Source organism: Streptomyces ortus, from assembly GCF_026341275.1.
Classification (GTDB): domain Bacteria; phylum Actinomycetota; class Actinomycetes; order Streptomycetales; family Streptomycetaceae; genus Streptomyces; species Streptomyces ortus.
Genome location: NZ_JAIFZO010000002.1, coordinates 8282355 through 8297444, shown reverse-complemented (window position 1 = coordinate 8297444; position 15090 = coordinate 8282355). Strand labels below are relative to the sequence as shown.

Sequence of the window (15090 nt, the reverse complement as noted above, 5' to 3'; positions counted from 1 at the left end):
GCGGCGCGTCGGCCATACGGGTCGGCGCGCGGTCACTCGGCCCCGTTCGCCGCCAGTCGCGCGCCGACGCGCGCGCTGGTCTCGCGCAGCCAGCTGTGGGCCGCGTCGTGCGTGTGCACGGGATGCCACCACAGGGCCTCACGCAGAGGCACCGCCTCGTAGGGCGGCTCCAGTACGCGGACGGCGGCGATCGGGGCGAGCAGCCGCGCCAGGCGTCCCTGGACCAGCGCGATACGGCGGGTACCCGCGACCAGCAGCGGGAGCAGTTGGAAGCTGTCGACGGACACCTCCACGCGCGGCTCGATGCCGAGCATGCCGAGTTGGCGCACGGCCGGAGCGTCGTACGTGCGCTGGTAGGTCACCCACGGCAGCCGGGCGAGGTCTTCGCGGGTGAGCCGGTCGCCGATCTCCGGATGGTCGGCCGAGACGAGGAAGACCCACCGGTCGTCGTACAGGTCGGTGGCGGGGAAATCGCTGATGACGCCGTGCGGCATGAGCAGGCCGTCGATGGCGCTGAGCAGGGTGGCGGTGTCGTCGACGACGGTCGGTGAGGTCTGGGTGAAGCGCAGCCGGACACCGGGGGCCTCCTCGTGCACGACACGGGCGAGTTCGGTACCGAAGACGGCCACCGCGTAGTCGGACGCCATCACCTTGAACTCGCGGCTCTCCCTGGCCGGATCGAAGTCGGCCTGACTGGCGAACAGCCGTTCCAGTACGTCGTAGGCGGTGGAGGTGCGGTTGAGGAGGACCTGACCGAGCGCCGTGAGCTCGTAGTGGCCGCCGACGCGGGCGAGCAGGTCGTCGCCGAAGTGGCGCCGCAGCCGGGCCAGGGCGGCACTCATGGCGGGCTGACTGAGGCCGACGCGCTGCCCGGCGCGCGTCACGTTGCGCTCTTCGAGGAGCGCTCTCAGGGCGACGACGAGGTTGAGGTCCAGGCGACTGAGATTCACGGGTCTTCCTCGGTTGAACGGCTGTCTTCCTCGGTCGTACGGCTGTCTTCCTCGGTCGTACGGCCTGATCGGGTGCGGGGCATGAGCGGTTGTACGGCCTGATCGGCGAGTATTCGTCCGGTGGATGCCAGCCATCCACAGAATCTATTTCCCTGATCAGGGGTGGCGGGTCCAGATTAGTCCCACCGCAACCAAGGGGACATGTCCGTGAAACCAAACTCCGCGTCCGCGCTCTTCGCCGGACCGTTCGCCCTGGCGACCCTGTCCGACACGGACGGGCCGGTCTTTCCCGCTCTGGTCACTCCGGATGCCCGGGTGCTCGGCCTGCGAGCCGTCCTCGACGACGAACGGCTCGACGTACGGCGGCTGTTGGGGAACTGGGAGGCCGTCCTGCCGCGGCTGCGCACGCTGGCGGGCGACGGCGACCTGGCGTGGAGGCCGCTCGCCGGCCTCCGGGTACACGCTCCGGTCGAGCCGCGCCAGGTGTTCCAGTCGGGCGCGAACTACCGGCAGCACGTGATCGACCTGCACGTGGCGCACCGCGCGCCGGACGACGAGCGGCCGGAGGCGGAGCGGCGGGCGGAGGCGGCGGAGATCATGGACCGGCGGGCGGCGGAGGACCTGCCGTACGTGTTCATCGGGCTGCCGAGTGCGATCACCGGGCCCTACGACGACGTCACGCTGCCGGCCTGGGCCGAGCAGCCCGACTGGGAGCTTGAGCTGGCCGCGGTCATCGGCCGACCGGCCCACCGGGTGACGGTGGACGAGGCCCTGGAGTACGTGGCCGGGTACACGATCGCCAACGATCTCACCGACCGTGCCACCGTGTTCCGCCGGGACATGCCGGCCATCGGCACCGACTGGCTGCGCAGCAAGAACGCTCCCGGCTTCACCCCGCTCGGTCCCTGGATCGTGCCCACCGAGTCGATCGCACGCCCGGACGACCTGCGGCTGACCTTGAAGCTGAACGGCGAGACGATGCAGGACGAGTCCACGAAAGACATGATCTTCGACGTGGCGCGCATGGTCTCCTACGCCTCACACACCGCCCGGCTCCTGCCCGGTGACCTGGTGCTGACCGGCAGCCCCGCGGGCAACGGCATGCACTGGGGCCGACTGCTGCGCGACGGAGACGTGATGGAGGGCTCGGTCACCGGGCTCGGTGCGCAGCGCACGCGGTGTGTGGCGGAGGCCGTGGCGGAGGCCTCGTCATGACCTTGGACCGCAACGATCCCGAGGGGTCGATCGCCGAGGCCGCCAAGGCGTATTCCAACTGGGGTCGCTGGGGGGAGGACGACGTGCTCGGCACGCTGAACTTCCTCGACGCCGCCAAGCGTCGTGAGGGCGCCACCCTGATCCGGCGCGGCGTCAGTTTCTCCCTCGCTCAGCGGTTCGACATGGACGGGCCGCAGAAGGGCTGGCGGCGCCGGACCAACCCGGTGCACACGATGCTCGACACCGGCACCGACGCCGCTCTCGGCAACCAGGGCTTCCCGCACGGCATCGGCGGCGCCGACGACGTCATCTCGATGCCGCTGCAGTGCTCCACCCAGTGGGACGGGCTCGGGCACATCTTCGACCACGGCGTGGCGTGGAACGGGCGGCCGGCCGAGAAGGTCGTCACCTCCGACGGCGACCTCGTCACCGGGATCGAGCACATGGCCCCGTACGTCGCCGGACGTGGTGTCCTCCTCGATGTCGGACGGACGATCGGCACCGACGGGGAACTGCCCGACGGCTTCGCCGTCACCGGAGAACATCTGACCGCGACCACGACGGCCCAGGGGGTGTCCGTGGGACGCGGGGACATCGTCCTCGTGCGCACCGGGCAGCTCGCCCGGGTTCGCCGGAACGGCTGGGGTGACTACGCCGGCGGTGCCGCGCCCGGCCTGTCGTTCACCTCGGCCGGCTGGCTGCACGGCACCGAGATGGCCGCGATCGCCACCGACACCTGGGGCTTCGAGGTGCGGCCGAACGAGTTCGAGCACGCCTTCCAGCCTCTGCACCAGGTCGCCATCCCCCACATGGGCCTGCTGATCGGCGAGATGTGGGACCTGGAAGGGCTCGCCAAGGACTGCGCGGCCGACGGGGTGTACGAGTTCTGGCTCACCGCGGCGCCGCTGCCCATCACCGGGGCCGTCGGATCGCCCGTCAACCCGATCGCCGTCAAGTAGGCGACGCACCACGTCGTCACCGTTCAAGCAGACAGCGGAACAAGGGAGTTCCCGATGGATGAAGCCCGCACGGTCCTGGTGATCGGCGGCGGCGCGGCCGGCAACACCGTGACGGTCCTGCTGCGCCGTGCCGGTCTGAGCGTGGACCTGATCGAGGCCAGGGACGACTGGAACGCCACCGCGGGCTCGGGCATCACCCTCCAGGGCAACGCCCTGCGGGTGCTGCGCGAGCTGGGCGTGTGGGACCGGGTCGAGGCGTCCGGCTTCGGCTTCGACGCCGTCGGCATCACGGCCCCCGACGGCAGCGTCCTGCATGTCGCCGAGGACCTCCGCACCGGCGGCGACGACCTGCCCGCCACGGTCGGTATGCAGCGCCCGCGGCTCCAGCAGATCCTCATGGACGCCGTCCGCGCGAGCGGCGCCCGGGTGCGCCTGGGCAGCACGGCCACTTCCCTGGAACAGGACGCCGACGGCGTCAATGTGCTGTTCAGCGACGGTACCGAGAACCGCTATGACCTGGTGATCGCCGCCGACGGACTCGGCTCCACCACCCGTGCCGCCGTCGGCATCACCGAGAAACCGGAACCGACCGGCATGGCCATCTGGCGCGTCGCCGCCCCGCGTCCGGCCGGCGTGACCCGTACCGACCTCGCCTACGGCGGCCCCTCCTACATCGCCGGCTACTGCCCCACCAGCGACACCACCTTGTACGCCTACGTCGTCGAGGGCAACCGCGACCGGACCTCGATCCCCCCGGAGTCGTACGCCGACGAGATGCGCCGCCTGGCCTCCGCGTACGGCGGCTTCTGGCCGGAGATCACCGCGCACATCACCGACCCCGCGAAGGTCAACTACACCTGGTTCGAGCACATGCTGGTGGAAGGCTCCTGGCACCGCGGCCGGATCGTCCTCGTCGGTGACGCCGCCCACTGCTGTCCCCCCACCCTCGCCCAGGGCGCCGCCCTGTCGATGGAGGACGCCTGGGTTCTCGCACAGCTGCTGACGGAGAACCCCTCCTGGGACGACGCCTTGTTCCAGAGGTACTACGAGCGGCGGATCGCCCGGGTCCGCCCCGTCGTGGAAGCGTCGGTGCAGATCGGCCGGTGGCAGCTCGACGGCGTCCGTGACGCCGATGTGCCCGCGCTGATGGGCCGCACCATGACCATGCTCAAGGAGCTGCCGTGACCCTGCCCACCGTCGACGTCCACGCGCACGTCCTGCTGCCCGAGATCGAGGCGCTGGTGGACGGCGCACCGGGCCTGGCGGAGGCGAGGGCCCTGGACGCCCGCCGCAACGGCCCCGCCGCCCTCGCCGTCAACGGCTCCATGATCCGCGAGCGCGTCTCGAAGCTGACGGACGTCGCCGCGCGGCTGGCCGCGATGGACGCCCAGGGCGTGGACGTCCAGCTGGTCAGCCCCTCCCCGTCCCATTACCACTACTGGGCCGATCAGGACACGGCCGAGAAGGTGTACCGACTGGCCAACGAGGCGACGGCGGCGCACTGTTCGGCCGCCCCGGAACGGCTGCGGGGGCTCGGACTCGTCCCGCTCCAGCACCCCGACCACATGGTCCCGGCGCTCGACCATGCCCTGGAGCAGGGTCTGCTGGGGGTGGAGATCTCCAGCCACGCGCCGGGCCGGGAGCTGTCGGATGCCGCGTACGAACCCTTCTGGTCGCGGGCGGAGGAGGCCGGCGCCGTGCTCTTCCTGCATCCGTTCGGCTGCACGCTCGACGAGCGGCTCGACCGCTGGTACCTGTCGAACACCGTCGGCCAGCCCGCCGAGAACGCCGTCGCCCTCTCCCATCTGATCTTCTCCGGCGTCCTGGACCGCCATCCGGGACTGAAGCTGATCGCCGCGCACGGCGGCGGCTATCTGCCCACCCACATCGGCCGCTCCGACCACGCGTGGTCGACCCGTTCCGACGCGGGCGCGGGCTGCGCACATCCGCCCAGCAGCTATCTGCGGCGCCTGTACTTCGACTCCCTCGTCCACGATCCGTACGTCCTGCGGGAGTTGGTCCGGGCCGCCGGAGCCGACCGGGTGCTGCTGGGCTCGGACTTCCCGTTCGACATGGGCACCGAGGACCCCGTGGGCATGGTGCGCGCCGCCCGCCTGTCCGAGGCCGACTTCGACGCCGTACGCGGTGGTAACGCCGCCGCCCTCCTCCGGAAGGACCTGTCCTCATGACTGCACGCCTGCTCACCCATCTGCGGCACGTCGACCTCGCCGTGCCCGACTACGACAAGCAGCTCGACTTCTACTCCGGCGTCTGGGGCCTGACCAAGGTCACCGAGGACTCCGGCATCTCCTTCCTGGCCGCCGAGGGCTCCCCCGAGCAGTACGTCGTCAGGCTGCGCAAGGCCGAGGAGAAGCGCCTCGACCTCGTCTCCTACGGCGCCGCGAGTCCGGCCGACGTCGACACCCTCGCGGAACAACTGCTGGCCGGTGGCGTGCAGTTGGTTTCGCAGCCCGGCAAGGTCGACACGCCCGGCGGCGGTCACGGCTTCCGGTTCTTCGACGTCGACGGCCGCACGATCGAGGTCGTGGCCGACGTCGAGGTCCGGCAGCACCGCAGGATCGAGGAGAAGGAGGCCATCCCGGTCAAGCTCTCCCACGTCGTCCTCAACTCCCCCGACCTCAACCGCACCCGCGAGTGGTACGAGCGCCACCTCGGCTTCGCGCTGTCCGACACCCTGATGCATCCGCGGATGGGTGAGGCGATGCACTTCATGCGCATCAGCAACCAGCACCACTCCATGGCCATCGCCCGGGGTCCGCACACCGCGCTGCACCACGTCTCCTTCGAGATGCGCGGCCTCGACGAGTACATGCGCGGCTCCGGCCGGGTCATGCGCGCCGGGTACCGCAAGATCTGGGGTCCTGGCAGGCATCTGGCGGGTGACAACACCTTCACCTACTTCCTCGACCCGCACGGCAACACGGTCGAGTACACGACGGAGTTGGAGGTGCTGGACGAGGACACCTGGCACCCGCACGTCTACGACTTCTCGCAGCCCGAGGTCACCGACCAGTGGGGCACGGCCAACACCATGAACGAACTGATCGCCAAGGAGTCCTTCAACGACGTGGACCGCGGCGTCTTCGTCGCCCCGCCGGTCTGACCCTTCCGGGTGTTCCTCCTCCCGGCCCTTCCCCCTTCGCTTCCGCCAGGAGCCGCTCATGCGCTTCGCCGCCTACGAACACCAGCACCGGACCGGCGTCGCCGTCGTCGACGACCGGGACGCGGACGGGAGCGGCGACGGGGTCGGGGTCGGCACGCTCCGTCCCGTTCCCGGCGCCGGATCCCTCACCGACCTGATCACCTCCGGCCAGGGTCTCCAGGCTCTGCTGGACGCCGGCGCCGCCGCCCTGGACGGTCCGCCCGGACCTCATGTCTCCGAGGTGCGTCTGCTGCCACCCCTCCGGCCGCCGTCCGTGCGCGACTTCGTCACCTTCGAGGAACACGTCGAGGGTGTACGGCGCTCCGTGGACGGTGTCGCTGGGGTGCCCGAGCAGTGGTACGCGGCGCCGACCTTCTACTTCACCAACCCGCACGCGATCTATGGTCCCGGCGACGGCATTCCCGTACCACCGGGTTCCTCCGTGCTGGACTTCGAACTGGAGGTCGCCGCCGTCATCGGCCGTGAGGGCGGCGACCTCACCCCGGAGCAGGCCCGCGAGCACATCATCGGTTACACGGTCTTCAACGACTGGTCCGCCCGCGACCTGCAGTCGGCGGAGATGAAGGTGGGCCTCGGTCCGTGCAAGGGCAAGGACACCGCCACCACCCTCGGCCCGTACCTGGTCACCGCCGACGAGCTGGAGCCGTGCCGCGACCCGGACGGACTGCTGCGGCTGGCACTGACCGCCGAAGTCAACGGTCAAGTCGTCGGTGAGGACCTGCTGTCCAACATGAGCTGGACCTTCGAGGAGATGGCCGCCTACGCCTCCCGTGGCACCCGGGTCATGCCGGGTGACGTCCTCGGCTCGGGCACCTGCGGCAACGGCGGCTGCCTCGCCGAACTGTGGGGCCTGCGCGGCGAACGGACCCCGCCGCCGTTGAAGCCCGGCGACACCGTCAGCCTCACCGTCGAAGGCATCGGCACACTCACCAACACCGTCGTCCCGGGAACCGAACCCGTGCCGGTGCCGGCCGCCCGGCGACGCGACCGGGCGCGCCCATGAGTGACCCACGGCCCAGGAGGCTGCTCGGCAAGGTCGTCGTGGTCACGGGCGCGGCACGCGGACAGGGCGCGGCCGAGGTGGCGGCGCTCACCCGGGATGGCGCCCGGGTCGTCGCCACCGACGTCGAGCCCGATGTCGCAGCCAATACCGCACCAGGCGTCGGCTGCCGTCGCCTGGACGTGAGCGACGAGCGTCAGTGGGTCGAGTTGGCCGCCGAGCTGCGCGAGACGTACGGGCAGGTGCACGGCCTGGTGAACAACGCGGGCGTGACCTGGCGGGCCCGCGTCGGCGAGGTCCGGGCCGAGGACTTCGAGCGGGTCCACTCCGTCAACGTCACCGGCCCCCTCCTCGGTATCCAGCACCTGAGCCCGCTCATGCCGCAGGGCTCGTCGATCGTCAACGTCGGCTCCTCGGCCGCGCTCACGGCGCATTATCCGGTGGCGTACACCGCGAGCAAGTGGGAGCTGCGCGGCCTGTCGAAGGCCGCGGCGCTCGAACTCGGGCCGCGCGGCATCCGCGTCAACATCGTCCATCCCGGTTACATCGAGACCGGGATGACCGCGTCCGCCGCGCCCGCCTTCCGTGCGGCGAACATCCGTGAAACGCCGCTGGGCCGCACCGGAACCGTCGACGAGGTCGCGCCGCTCGTCGTCTTCCTGCTGTCCGACGACTCCTCGTTCATCACCGGCGCGGAGATTCCGGTGGACGGCGGCTTCACGGCGCACGGTGGCGCGAAATCCATCTCCGACGCGCTGCGGTGAGCGATGAGTTGTCGGTGCGGCGTCGGTCAACCCCTATGACCGACACCTACTTCCTGGAGGAGACCGATGGCCAGTCTCATGGTGGACTTCATCATCTCGCTCGACGGGTACGCGTCCGCTGACGGCTGGCCGGGATTCTGGGGCATGGAAGGGCCCGAATACCTGGCCTGGCTCGACAGCGAAGGCGAGAAGCAGCACACCAGCCTGATGGGCGCTACGACGTACCGACTGATGTCGGGATTCGCCGCCCAGGCACCCGACGACCCCGGCTTCGCCGCGCTGAACAACATGCCCAAGACCGTCTTCTCCTCGACCCTTCAAACGCCTTTGACCTGGCAGCACACCGAGCTGGTCCGGGGAGACGCCGTCGAGGCCGTGCGGCACATGAAAAGGAACACCGCACAGCCCCTGCGCACCCTCGGCAGCCTCAGCCTGTGCCGATCGCTGCTCACGGCCGGTCTCGTGGACCGCTTCCGCCTGGTCGTCTTCCCGGTCATCACCGGCGCCACCGGTCAGGAACGGATCTTCGACGGGCTTCCCGACATCCGTCTCGACCTGATCGACAGCCGCACGTTCGACGGTCGGCTCCAATTGCTGGAGTACGTACCGACTGTCCTCGACGGACCACCCGCCGGGAACAGCTGACGCGCCGCTCCTCCTCCGCCGGCGACCGACAGCGCGGCGGCGGTCGACGTGGCTGCGGTGACAGCGGTGACAGCAGGGACAGCAGGGACGGCGGTCCTGGAGGACCGTCAGGTCAGCAGACCTGCCAGGGCGGCGTGGTCGTGGTAGTCGCGCGACCACGCCACGCGCCCGTCCCTGACGCAGAACACGGCGATGTTGTGCGTGCTCACCGTCGCGCCGTCCGTCGTCCGGGTCACGTCGTTGTCCCACTCCCCCACCACGACCTGCGGGTCGGCCGTCTCGTGCACTTCGATGTTCCGCGGCGACAGGGTGATCGGTGCCGTGCCGAACGCGGCGAGGTGGTGCTCGATCTCGGCCCGGCCCGTCAGCACGACCTCGGCCGGCTTGGCGAACGGCTGCCGTACCACCGCGTCCTCGGCGTACAGACCGGTCACCGTCGTCAGGTCCCGGTCGGCGAGCGACTTCAGCAGCAGCTCGAACACCGCACGGGGACCACGGACAGCGTTGTCGGGCATGATTGCCTCCAGAAGTTAGAATCGGAGTGACCACTCCGTTAATCACGTTACGGAGTGACGACTCCGCTTGTCAAGGAAGGTTCCCGTGTCCCCCCGAGCTGACGCCGCACGCAACCGGTCCGCCGTTCTCCGAGCTGCCGACGAGGTCTTCGTCGAACACGGGGTCACGGCGTCGACGGAGGAGATCGCCCGCCGGGCCGGACTCGGGATCGGCACCGTCTTCCGCCACTTCCCGACCAAGGAAGCCCTGCTCAAGGCGGTGTACGAGCAACGCCTTGAACACCTGGCCGCCCGCGCCTCGACCATCGGGACGGGTGACGCCCCGCCCACCTGGTTCCGGGAGTTCTTCACCGACATCGCCACCACGTCAGCCGAGAAGCTGATCCTCGCCGACGCCCTGGGCGATCTGCGGGTGGCCACCGACCCCGAGGTCACGGCCCGGCTCCGCTCGGCCGTCGGCGCGCTGCTCCAGCGTGCTCAAGCCGCTGGCGCCGTCCGTGGGGACGTGTCGTTCGACGACCTGATCGCCCTGCTGATCGCCGCCGGCCGGGCCGCCCAGGCCACTGCCGACGCGCGGACCCGGGCCCGGCTGATCGACGTCATCCTGGACGGCCTCACGCCCCGCGCGTAGCCGCGCGCCAGGCCGACCGGCAGCGTCTGGTGCGCCGACCAGGTGGCCCGCACACGGACGGATGCGACGACGAAGCCCGACCGCCACCCACCCGGGCGACTCGACGTGCGGTGGAGCGGCGGCTGATGAACAGTCGTAGCAAGTTCCCCACCACAAGGAGATCCTCATGCTTCGACGCATCTCGCTCGTTGTAGTCGGCGTGCTCGCGGTCGGCTTCATGGCCGCGGCTCCTGCCGCCGCTCACCCTTCGGACATCGAAGGCTGCTGGGCGTCCGGCGGTCACGTGAAGGTCGACGACATCAAGGTCGCGGACTTCGACGCCACCTGCTGGTCCGTCGACTGACGACGCATCACGGATGGACCGGTGACCATCCGCATCCGCGACCGCGGCATGCACCGGTCCCGGTCGTCCGCTGCCTGAGACGTCGTACCGGCCGCTCACCGCGGCCGTACGACGTCGACGCAGCGGACCCACCGCAGATCAGACGGTACGGCGGTGGCCCTGATGCCGAAAACGGCCTTGCCCTCCAGTGTTCTGAAGGGCGTACTCCTGTGGTCGTGGCCCCCTCACCCCTGTACGGGCATCAGGGGTGCCGCACTACCGCAGGGCGAGCTGCAGCGCGATGGCCGCGGATCCGGAACTCTTGGAAGGCATCTTCCACCGGTAGGTGGCCCCGTCGCCGTCGACGTAGGTGAGGGTGGCGCCTTTCTGCGCGGCGGTGATGTCGAACGCAACCGTGTCCACCGTAAAGACCTTGGGCGGCACGGTGGCTCCGCCTTCACTGGATCCGACGGCGAACACGCCGCGCGCGGCCTTGGTGTTGCCCGCGCCGACGTTACGGCCGTCGTTGGCCCTCCACCGGAAGCCACCCGTGGCGACAGTGCTGGTCACCGGAGCCTTTGAAGGATTCGCGGCTTCGTACCTGACGACGGCGAAGAGGTCATGCTCCGGGTTGGACGCGCCGGCCTTCTCGACGTAGGCAACGCTGTCCACGGTTATCCGCACGGTGCCTTCGCCGTCGGCCCCGGCGGTGTCGGAGCTCTGCCCCAACCTGAACACGGTGCGCGGACTCGGCCGGGGATCACTCCTGTCGTCCCGGCCGGAACACGCGGTGAGGCTGAGGCAGCAGACCACCGCGAGCGCGGGTGCCGTGACGATGTGACGCATGATTCCCCTGATGATTCCCCTGATGGAAACAGTCCAAGTACGCTCAGTCTGCGCCACCTCGACAGGACTCAACACGTCAGCGTCGCCGCGACGGCGGTCATTCGAGGAGCGCGGTCGCCTCGACTTCGACAAGGACGTCCGGCTCGAAGAGGTGCTCGACGCCGATGAGGGAGGCCGGCGGCAGGGGAAGCCGGAGCCCGATCTCGTCGGCGACCGCCTCCAGACCCGCCATGAGATCGCCGATCTTGTCCGGGTTCCACCGGGTCACGTAGAACGTCAGGCGCAGCACGTCCGCGAACGACGCGCCCGCGCCTGCCAGCCCCAGCGAAGTGTTCCGCAGCGCCTGGGCGACCTGCCCGGCCAGATCGCCGGGGGCGACCGGCGTCCCGTCAGCCTTCCGCGCGATCTGTCCGCTGACATGGACGTGCCGCGTCCCGGTGCCCACGGCGACGTGGTGGTACGGCGTCGCCCGCAGCATGCCTTCCGGCGTGAAGTACTGAACCGCCATGATCTTCTCTCCTCCGCAGTAAGTATCTGTAAGCTACCTAGTAGGAGAAGGACACTTCAACGAGACCAGGTTTCGCCATGGATACCGACGACGAACTCCGTATCGACGCCCCGCATCGCGAACTGCTCGATCAGATCCTCGACAAGTGGTCCCTGAGCGTCCTCAACGAACTCTGCGAACGCCCGTGCCGCTTCAACGAACTGCGCCGGGCCATCCCCCAGGTCACACAGAAATCGCTGACCGCGACGCTCCGGCGACTGGAACGCAACGGCGTCGTCGAGCGCGAGGTCGTCTCCACCCGGCCCGTGGCGGTCATGTACCGCATCACGCCCTTCGGGAAGACCCTGCGCGACCCTGTCGACGTACTGCTGGCATGGGCCGCACAGAACATGCCCACCATCGAGGGCGCGCGGAAGGACTTCGACCGGCGGGAAGAAGCCGACCTCTGAGAGCCGCCGCGGCCCGTTCGTCCGCGCCGCGTCACAGGCGGACCGACGTCGGAGTCCGCAGCACCTCTTCGTCGTCGGTGAAGACCCCGGACGCCGTCGCCCCGCCGAGGAGCGCGGTGACGAGCGCCGCCGCGCCGACGAGCGCCCACCTCCTCCGCCCTCGCCTCACACGGGAAGGTACGGCGACCGGGGGTGGGGTGTTCGTGGGCGGCACGTCGGCGGGTACGGGACCGCACGCGATGCCGGTACGGGCGTCCAGCCACGCCTGCGCCTCGACGCCCCGGATTCCGCAGGCCGCGACGAACGCCGCGACCAGTTCCGCACGGGGAAGCCGTTCCCTGCCGAGCATGGTCGCCGCCGTGGAGTACGGCAGGCAGTGGCCCGCGTCGGCCGCGCGGCGTTCCAGTCGCCGGTAGCTCAGACCCGACCAGGCCTTGAGCCTACGCAGCGCCGCCACGTAGGCGACCGCGTCGGTGTCCGGCGGGGTGGGCGGTGCGGTGGTCATGGCGGTGGTCCCCCTGATGAGCTGGACGTACACGGGCTCGCACAAGCTCGAACACCCTGACAGCTTGAAGAACGCCGGTAGCGACCGTCAACCTCGGTGCGGATTCCCGATGTTGGAGGTCACAGGTCATATGGGTCTGCCCCGCTGCCGTCGCACCCTCACCGCCGTCACCGCGCTGGCGGCCCTGCTGATGCTGAGCTCGTGCACCAAGGAGGGCGATGCCGGGCGGCCCGCCTTCGGGGCCGCCACGGTGGCCCCGAAGGCGGGCGGCGGGGAGTCGATCGCCGACTTCCTCCACCGTGTGCTCCCGGCCGGGGCGGGCGGCACCGTGATCGCCGCCCACGGCGACGAACTCGCCTACTGCGGAGGCTTCGGGGCGGCGGACCGCGCCCAGGGCACGCCCGCGAGCTGCCGCACCGTGTACGACGTCATGTCGATCACGAAGCAGTTCACCGCCGCCGCGATCCTCAAGCTGGAGGTGATGGGACGGCTGCGGGTGAGCGACCGGATCGGCCGCTTCCTGGGGCCGGTGCCCGCCGGCAAGCGCGACATCACGATCGACCAACTCCTCACCCACACCTCCGGCCTGGTGGAGGCACTCGGCGACGACTACAGCCCCATCACGCGCGACGAACTCGTACGCCAGGCACTGGCATCGAAACCGCGGTCGGCCCCGGGAAAGGAGTTCCACTACTCGAACACCGGGTACAGCCTGCTCGCCGCGATCGTCGAGAAGGCGTCCGGGGAGGAATACGAGCCGTTCCTGGCCCGGCATCTGTTCACTCCGGCCGGCATGAAGAGCACGGGATACGTCCTGCCCCGGTGGCCGCGGAAGCTGGTCGCGGTGGAGTACGACAGCCGGGGGCGCGGCCAGGGCAGGCCCATCGACCACCCCTGGGCCGCCGACGGGCCGTACTGGCACCTGCGGGGCAACGGCGGCATGCTCTCCACCGCCCTGGACATGTTCCGCTGGCACCGGGCTCTGTCGGGCGACGACGTACTGCCGGAGGCGGCCAGGCGGAAGCTGTTCGCGCCCCACGTACCGGTACCCGAGCTGGACGGCTCGTACGGATACGGCTGGGCCGTCCGCGAGGCCCCCGCCGGACGGACCGTCTGGCACAACGGCGGCAACGACTGGTCGCTCGCCTACCTCACGAGGTCGCTGCGCGACGGCGTCCTCGTCTACTGGGTCAGCAACCACGCCTACCAGGACGGCAAGTGGGACCTGGAGGACCAGGCGGAGGAACTGACGCAGGGCATCGCCGACCGCGTCCGCGCCGAGCAGGATCACTGACCCGCCGGCTCCTTGCAGAGCGGCACGCGAATCTTCGTTTCCAGCCCGTTCGAGTACGGTCGCGGACGAGGACATCCGCGCGGGGTCGCAGCGGCCATGGAACTCCCTTCTGACGTGAATATGCCTCCCGCCGTGTGTCCACGGGAGCCAAGCTGTCAACACGAGGAGCGGGGAACCTCATGTTGCGCATTCACTTCACCTCCGACGATCTGCGACGCATACGCCTGGCACACCAGCCGGAACCCATGTGGGAAGTGGTCTGCAGCCTCTGCCGCCTGCAGAGCCGTGAAGGTGAAGCCATTTTCGGGACGTGGCGCCGGGACGCGGTGACCCGACTGTCGCGGCCGGACTCCGGCCTCCTGCCCACGCTCCGGTCCCTCGTACCGCTGGAGCCCTGCATTCCGGACCTCCTCACCCCCGCCGACCCCGGGGGCGATCCGGAGGACGCGATCGACATGGTGCTGAGCACCTCACCGCGGCGGCTGCGGCACGCCCTCACGACGCTCAGCGGTGTCACGGCACTGCCCTCGTGGACGGTGGAGCCGGCCGACGGGAAGAGGATGCCGCTCCACCAGCTCGGACGGGCGCTGCACGGCTACTTCGACGCCACGCTGGCCCCGGTCTGGCAGGACCTGCGCGGGCAGGTCGACGCCGATGTGCGGGTGCGCGTACGGCAGTTGGTCGGCGGGGGCAGCGAGGCGCTGCTGCGCGGGTTGCCGACGGCGCGCTGGGAGCCCCCGGTCCTGCTCTTTCCCTGTCCGGCCGACCGTGACCTGTACCTCGCCGGGCGAGGGCTGCGGCTGGTGCCGTCCTTCTTCTGCTGGCGAAGAGTCCTGACGCTCGTGGACCAGGCGCTCACCCCGACCCTTGTCTACCCCGTGCGGCGCCGATCCGCCGGACTGCTGACCGCGACGGCCGACGACACGGGCGATCCGACGCTCTCGGCACTGCTCGGCCGGACGAGGGCTTCGATCCTGGAATCGCTCGCGGACGCCGTCGGCAGGTCGACGTCCGAACTGGCCGAGAGCGTCGGGGTCTCCGTGCCGACGTCGAGTCAGCAGATCTCCGTCCTGCGGGCCGCGGGCCTGATCGTCAGCCGGCGTGACGGAAGACGTGTCCTGCACAGCGCCACCCGGCTCGGCCGCGCACTCGTCGAGAATGGCGGGCGTCGGCACCCGGACACAGGCATCGTCCGAGCACGGTCAGGGCTCTGATCACTGGAATATCCGACCCCCCGGCAGCACCCCGGCACAGTATTTGGCTGTCGTCGAAACGTGTTGCCGCGGGGGTACGGCGTGGAAAT

Annotated in this window: 18 protein-coding genes; 13 read left to right on the top strand and 5 right to left on the bottom strand. The window is 70.0% G+C overall.

Going from position 1 to position 15090, the window contains the following annotated elements; translation table 11 throughout:
- Window positions 1-32: 32 nt before the first annotated feature.
- On the bottom strand, window positions 33-950 hold the full coding sequence (locus tag K3769_RS39285; RefSeq protein WP_267030986.1) for a LysR family transcriptional regulator: 918 nt from the start codon (window positions 948-950) through the stop codon (window positions 33-35).
- Window positions 951-1151: 201 nt separating this feature from the next.
- Here K3769_RS39285 and K3769_RS39280 point away from each other — a divergent pair, with 201 nt between their 5' ends.
- The 8 genes from K3769_RS39280 to K3769_RS39245 all read left to right on the top strand — a co-directional run bounded on the left by K3769_RS39280 (window position 1152) and on the right by K3769_RS39245 (window position 8717).
- Window positions 1152-2165 (top strand): fumarylacetoacetate hydrolase family protein, encoded by a 1014-nt coding sequence (locus tag K3769_RS39280; protein WP_267030985.1) that lies wholly within the window; start codon window positions 1152-1154, stop codon window positions 2163-2165.
- The gene (locus tag K3769_RS39275; protein WP_267030984.1) at window positions 2162-3124 is read left to right on the top strand and encodes a cyclase family protein; all 963 of its coding nucleotides are present in this window, start codon (window positions 2162-2164) and stop codon (window positions 3122-3124) included. The genes K3769_RS39280 and K3769_RS39275 overlap by 4 nt, the downstream gene beginning before the upstream one ends.
- Before the next feature lie 54 nt (window positions 3125-3178).
- The gene (locus K3769_RS39270) at window positions 3179-4309 is read left to right on the top strand and encodes an FAD-dependent oxidoreductase (protein WP_267030983.1); all 1131 of its coding nucleotides are present in this window, start codon (window positions 3179-3181) and stop codon (window positions 4307-4309) included.
- Complete coding sequence (locus K3769_RS39265; RefSeq protein WP_267030982.1) at window positions 4306-5313, top strand: amidohydrolase family protein; 1008 nt, start codon at window positions 4306-4308, stop codon at window positions 5311-5313. The genes K3769_RS39270 and K3769_RS39265 overlap by 4 nt, the downstream gene beginning before the upstream one ends.
- Window positions 5310-6248: a VOC family protein gene (locus K3769_RS39260; RefSeq protein ID WP_267030981.1), complete on the top strand. Its 939-nt coding sequence runs from the start codon at window positions 5310-5312 to the stop codon at window positions 6246-6248. Before K3769_RS39265 ends, K3769_RS39260 begins: the two co-directional genes overlap by 4 nt.
- A gap of 58 nt (window positions 6249-6306) precedes the next feature.
- Window positions 6307-7311, top strand: coding sequence for a fumarylacetoacetate hydrolase family protein (locus K3769_RS39255; RefSeq protein ID WP_267030980.1), 1005 nt, complete (start codon window positions 6307-6309; stop codon window positions 7309-7311).
- Window positions 7308-8072, top strand: coding sequence for an SDR family NAD(P)-dependent oxidoreductase (locus tag K3769_RS39250; protein WP_267030979.1), 765 nt, complete (start codon window positions 7308-7310; stop codon window positions 8070-8072). The genes K3769_RS39255 and K3769_RS39250 overlap by 4 nt, the downstream gene beginning before the upstream one ends.
- Window positions 8073-8138: 66 nt before the next feature.
- Window positions 8139-8717, top strand: coding sequence for a dihydrofolate reductase family protein (locus K3769_RS39245; protein ID WP_267030978.1), 579 nt, complete (start codon window positions 8139-8141; stop codon window positions 8715-8717).
- A 107-nt stretch (window positions 8718-8824) separates the two neighbouring features.
- On the opposite strand, the gene K3769_RS39240 is transcribed toward K3769_RS39245, so the two are convergent.
- Complete coding sequence (locus tag K3769_RS39240) at window positions 8825-9232, bottom strand: nuclear transport factor 2 family protein (protein ID WP_267030977.1); 408 nt, start codon at window positions 9230-9232, stop codon at window positions 8825-8827.
- A gap of 85 nt (window positions 9233-9317) precedes the next feature.
- Between K3769_RS39240 and K3769_RS39235 the strand changes: the two genes are divergently transcribed.
- Window positions 9318-9863 carry a TetR/AcrR family transcriptional regulator gene (locus tag K3769_RS39235; RefSeq protein ID WP_267030976.1) on the top strand — a complete coding sequence of 182 codons (546 nt, stop codon included), beginning with the start codon at window positions 9318-9320 and terminating at the stop codon, window positions 9861-9863.
- A 166-nt stretch (window positions 9864-10029) separates the two neighbouring features.
- Window positions 10030-10206, top strand: coding sequence for a hypothetical protein (locus K3769_RS39230; protein WP_267030975.1), 177 nt, complete (start codon window positions 10030-10032; stop codon window positions 10204-10206).
- Window positions 10207-10461: 255 nt separating this feature from the next.
- Here the strand turns inward: K3769_RS39230 and K3769_RS39225 are convergent, their stop codons facing one another.
- Together K3769_RS39225 and K3769_RS39220 are read right to left on the bottom strand one after the other, a co-directional pair.
- The gene (locus K3769_RS39225) at window positions 10462-11103 is read right to left on the bottom strand and encodes a hypothetical protein (RefSeq protein ID WP_267030974.1); all 642 of its coding nucleotides are present in this window, start codon (window positions 11101-11103) and stop codon (window positions 10462-10464) included.
- A gap of 25 nt (window positions 11104-11128) precedes the next feature.
- On the bottom strand, window positions 11129-11539 hold the full coding sequence (locus tag K3769_RS39220; RefSeq protein ID WP_267030973.1) for a RidA family protein: 411 nt from the start codon (window positions 11537-11539) through the stop codon (window positions 11129-11131).
- A 77-nt stretch (window positions 11540-11616) separates the two neighbouring features.
- On the opposite strand from K3769_RS39220, the gene K3769_RS39215 reads away from it, so the two are divergent.
- Complete coding sequence (locus tag K3769_RS39215) at window positions 11617-11988, top strand: winged helix-turn-helix transcriptional regulator (RefSeq protein ID WP_267030972.1); 372 nt, start codon at window positions 11617-11619, stop codon at window positions 11986-11988.
- Between the two features lie 31 nt (window positions 11989-12019).
- On the opposite strand, the gene K3769_RS39210 is transcribed toward K3769_RS39215, so the two are convergent.
- Window positions 12020-12493 carry a hypothetical protein gene (locus tag K3769_RS39210; protein WP_267030971.1) on the bottom strand — a complete coding sequence of 158 codons (474 nt, stop codon included), beginning with the start codon at window positions 12491-12493 and terminating at the stop codon, window positions 12020-12022.
- A 130-nt stretch (window positions 12494-12623) separates the two neighbouring features.
- On the opposite strand from K3769_RS39210, the gene K3769_RS39205 reads away from it, so the two are divergent.
- Together K3769_RS39205 and K3769_RS39200 are read left to right on the top strand one after the other, a co-directional pair.
- A complete protein-coding gene (locus K3769_RS39205; RefSeq protein WP_267030970.1) occupies window positions 12624-13787 on the top strand; it encodes a serine hydrolase domain-containing protein in 1164 nt (387 codons plus the stop codon).
- A gap of 179 nt (window positions 13788-13966) precedes the next feature.
- On the top strand, window positions 13967-15001 hold the full coding sequence (locus K3769_RS39200) for a winged helix-turn-helix domain-containing protein (protein ID WP_267030969.1): 1035 nt from the start codon (window positions 13967-13969) through the stop codon (window positions 14999-15001).
- Window positions 15002-15090: the final 89 nt, after the last annotated feature.

Bases quoted from the DNA above. Each gene is read 5' to 3' on its own strand.
- K3769_RS39215 (WP_267030972.1), top strand. From the start codon at position 11,617: ATGGATACCGACGACGAACTCCGTATCGACGCCCCGCATCGCGAACTG.
- K3769_RS39220 (WP_267030973.1), bottom strand. From the start codon at position 11,539: ATGGCGGTTCAGTACTTCACGCCGGAAGGCATGCTGCGGGCGACGCCG.
- K3769_RS39250 (WP_267030979.1), top strand. From the start codon at position 7,308: ATGAGTGACCCACGGCCCAGGAGGCTGCTCGGCAAGGTCGTCGTGGTC.
- K3769_RS39200 (WP_267030969.1), top strand. From the start codon at position 13,967: ATGTTGCGCATTCACTTCACCTCCGACGATCTGCGACGCATACGCCTG.
- K3769_RS39240 (WP_267030977.1), bottom strand. From the start codon at position 9,232: ATGCCCGACAACGCTGTCCGTGGTCCCCGTGCGGTGTTCGAGCTGCTG.
- K3769_RS39280 (WP_267030985.1), top strand. From the start codon at position 1,152: ATGTCCGTGAAACCAAACTCCGCGTCCGCGCTCTTCGCCGGACCGTTC.
- K3769_RS39210 (WP_267030971.1), bottom strand. From the start codon at position 12,493: ATGACCACCGCACCGCCCACCCCGCCGGACACCGACGCGGTCGCCTAC.
- K3769_RS39255 (WP_267030980.1), top strand. From the start codon at position 6,307: ATGCGCTTCGCCGCCTACGAACACCAGCACCGGACCGGCGTCGCCGTC.
- K3769_RS39275 (WP_267030984.1), top strand. From the start codon at position 2,162: ATGACCTTGGACCGCAACGATCCCGAGGGGTCGATCGCCGAGGCCGCC.
- K3769_RS39245 (WP_267030978.1), top strand. From the start codon at position 8,139: ATGGCCAGTCTCATGGTGGACTTCATCATCTCGCTCGACGGGTACGCG.
- K3769_RS39260 (WP_267030981.1), top strand. From the start codon at position 5,310: ATGACTGCACGCCTGCTCACCCATCTGCGGCACGTCGACCTCGCCGTG.
- K3769_RS39230 (WP_267030975.1), top strand. From the start codon at position 10,030: ATGCTTCGACGCATCTCGCTCGTTGTAGTCGGCGTGCTCGCGGTCGGC.
- K3769_RS39270 (WP_267030983.1), top strand. From the start codon at position 3,179: ATGGATGAAGCCCGCACGGTCCTGGTGATCGGCGGCGGCGCGGCCGGC.
- K3769_RS39205 (WP_267030970.1), top strand. From the start codon at position 12,624: ATGGGTCTGCCCCGCTGCCGTCGCACCCTCACCGCCGTCACCGCGCTG.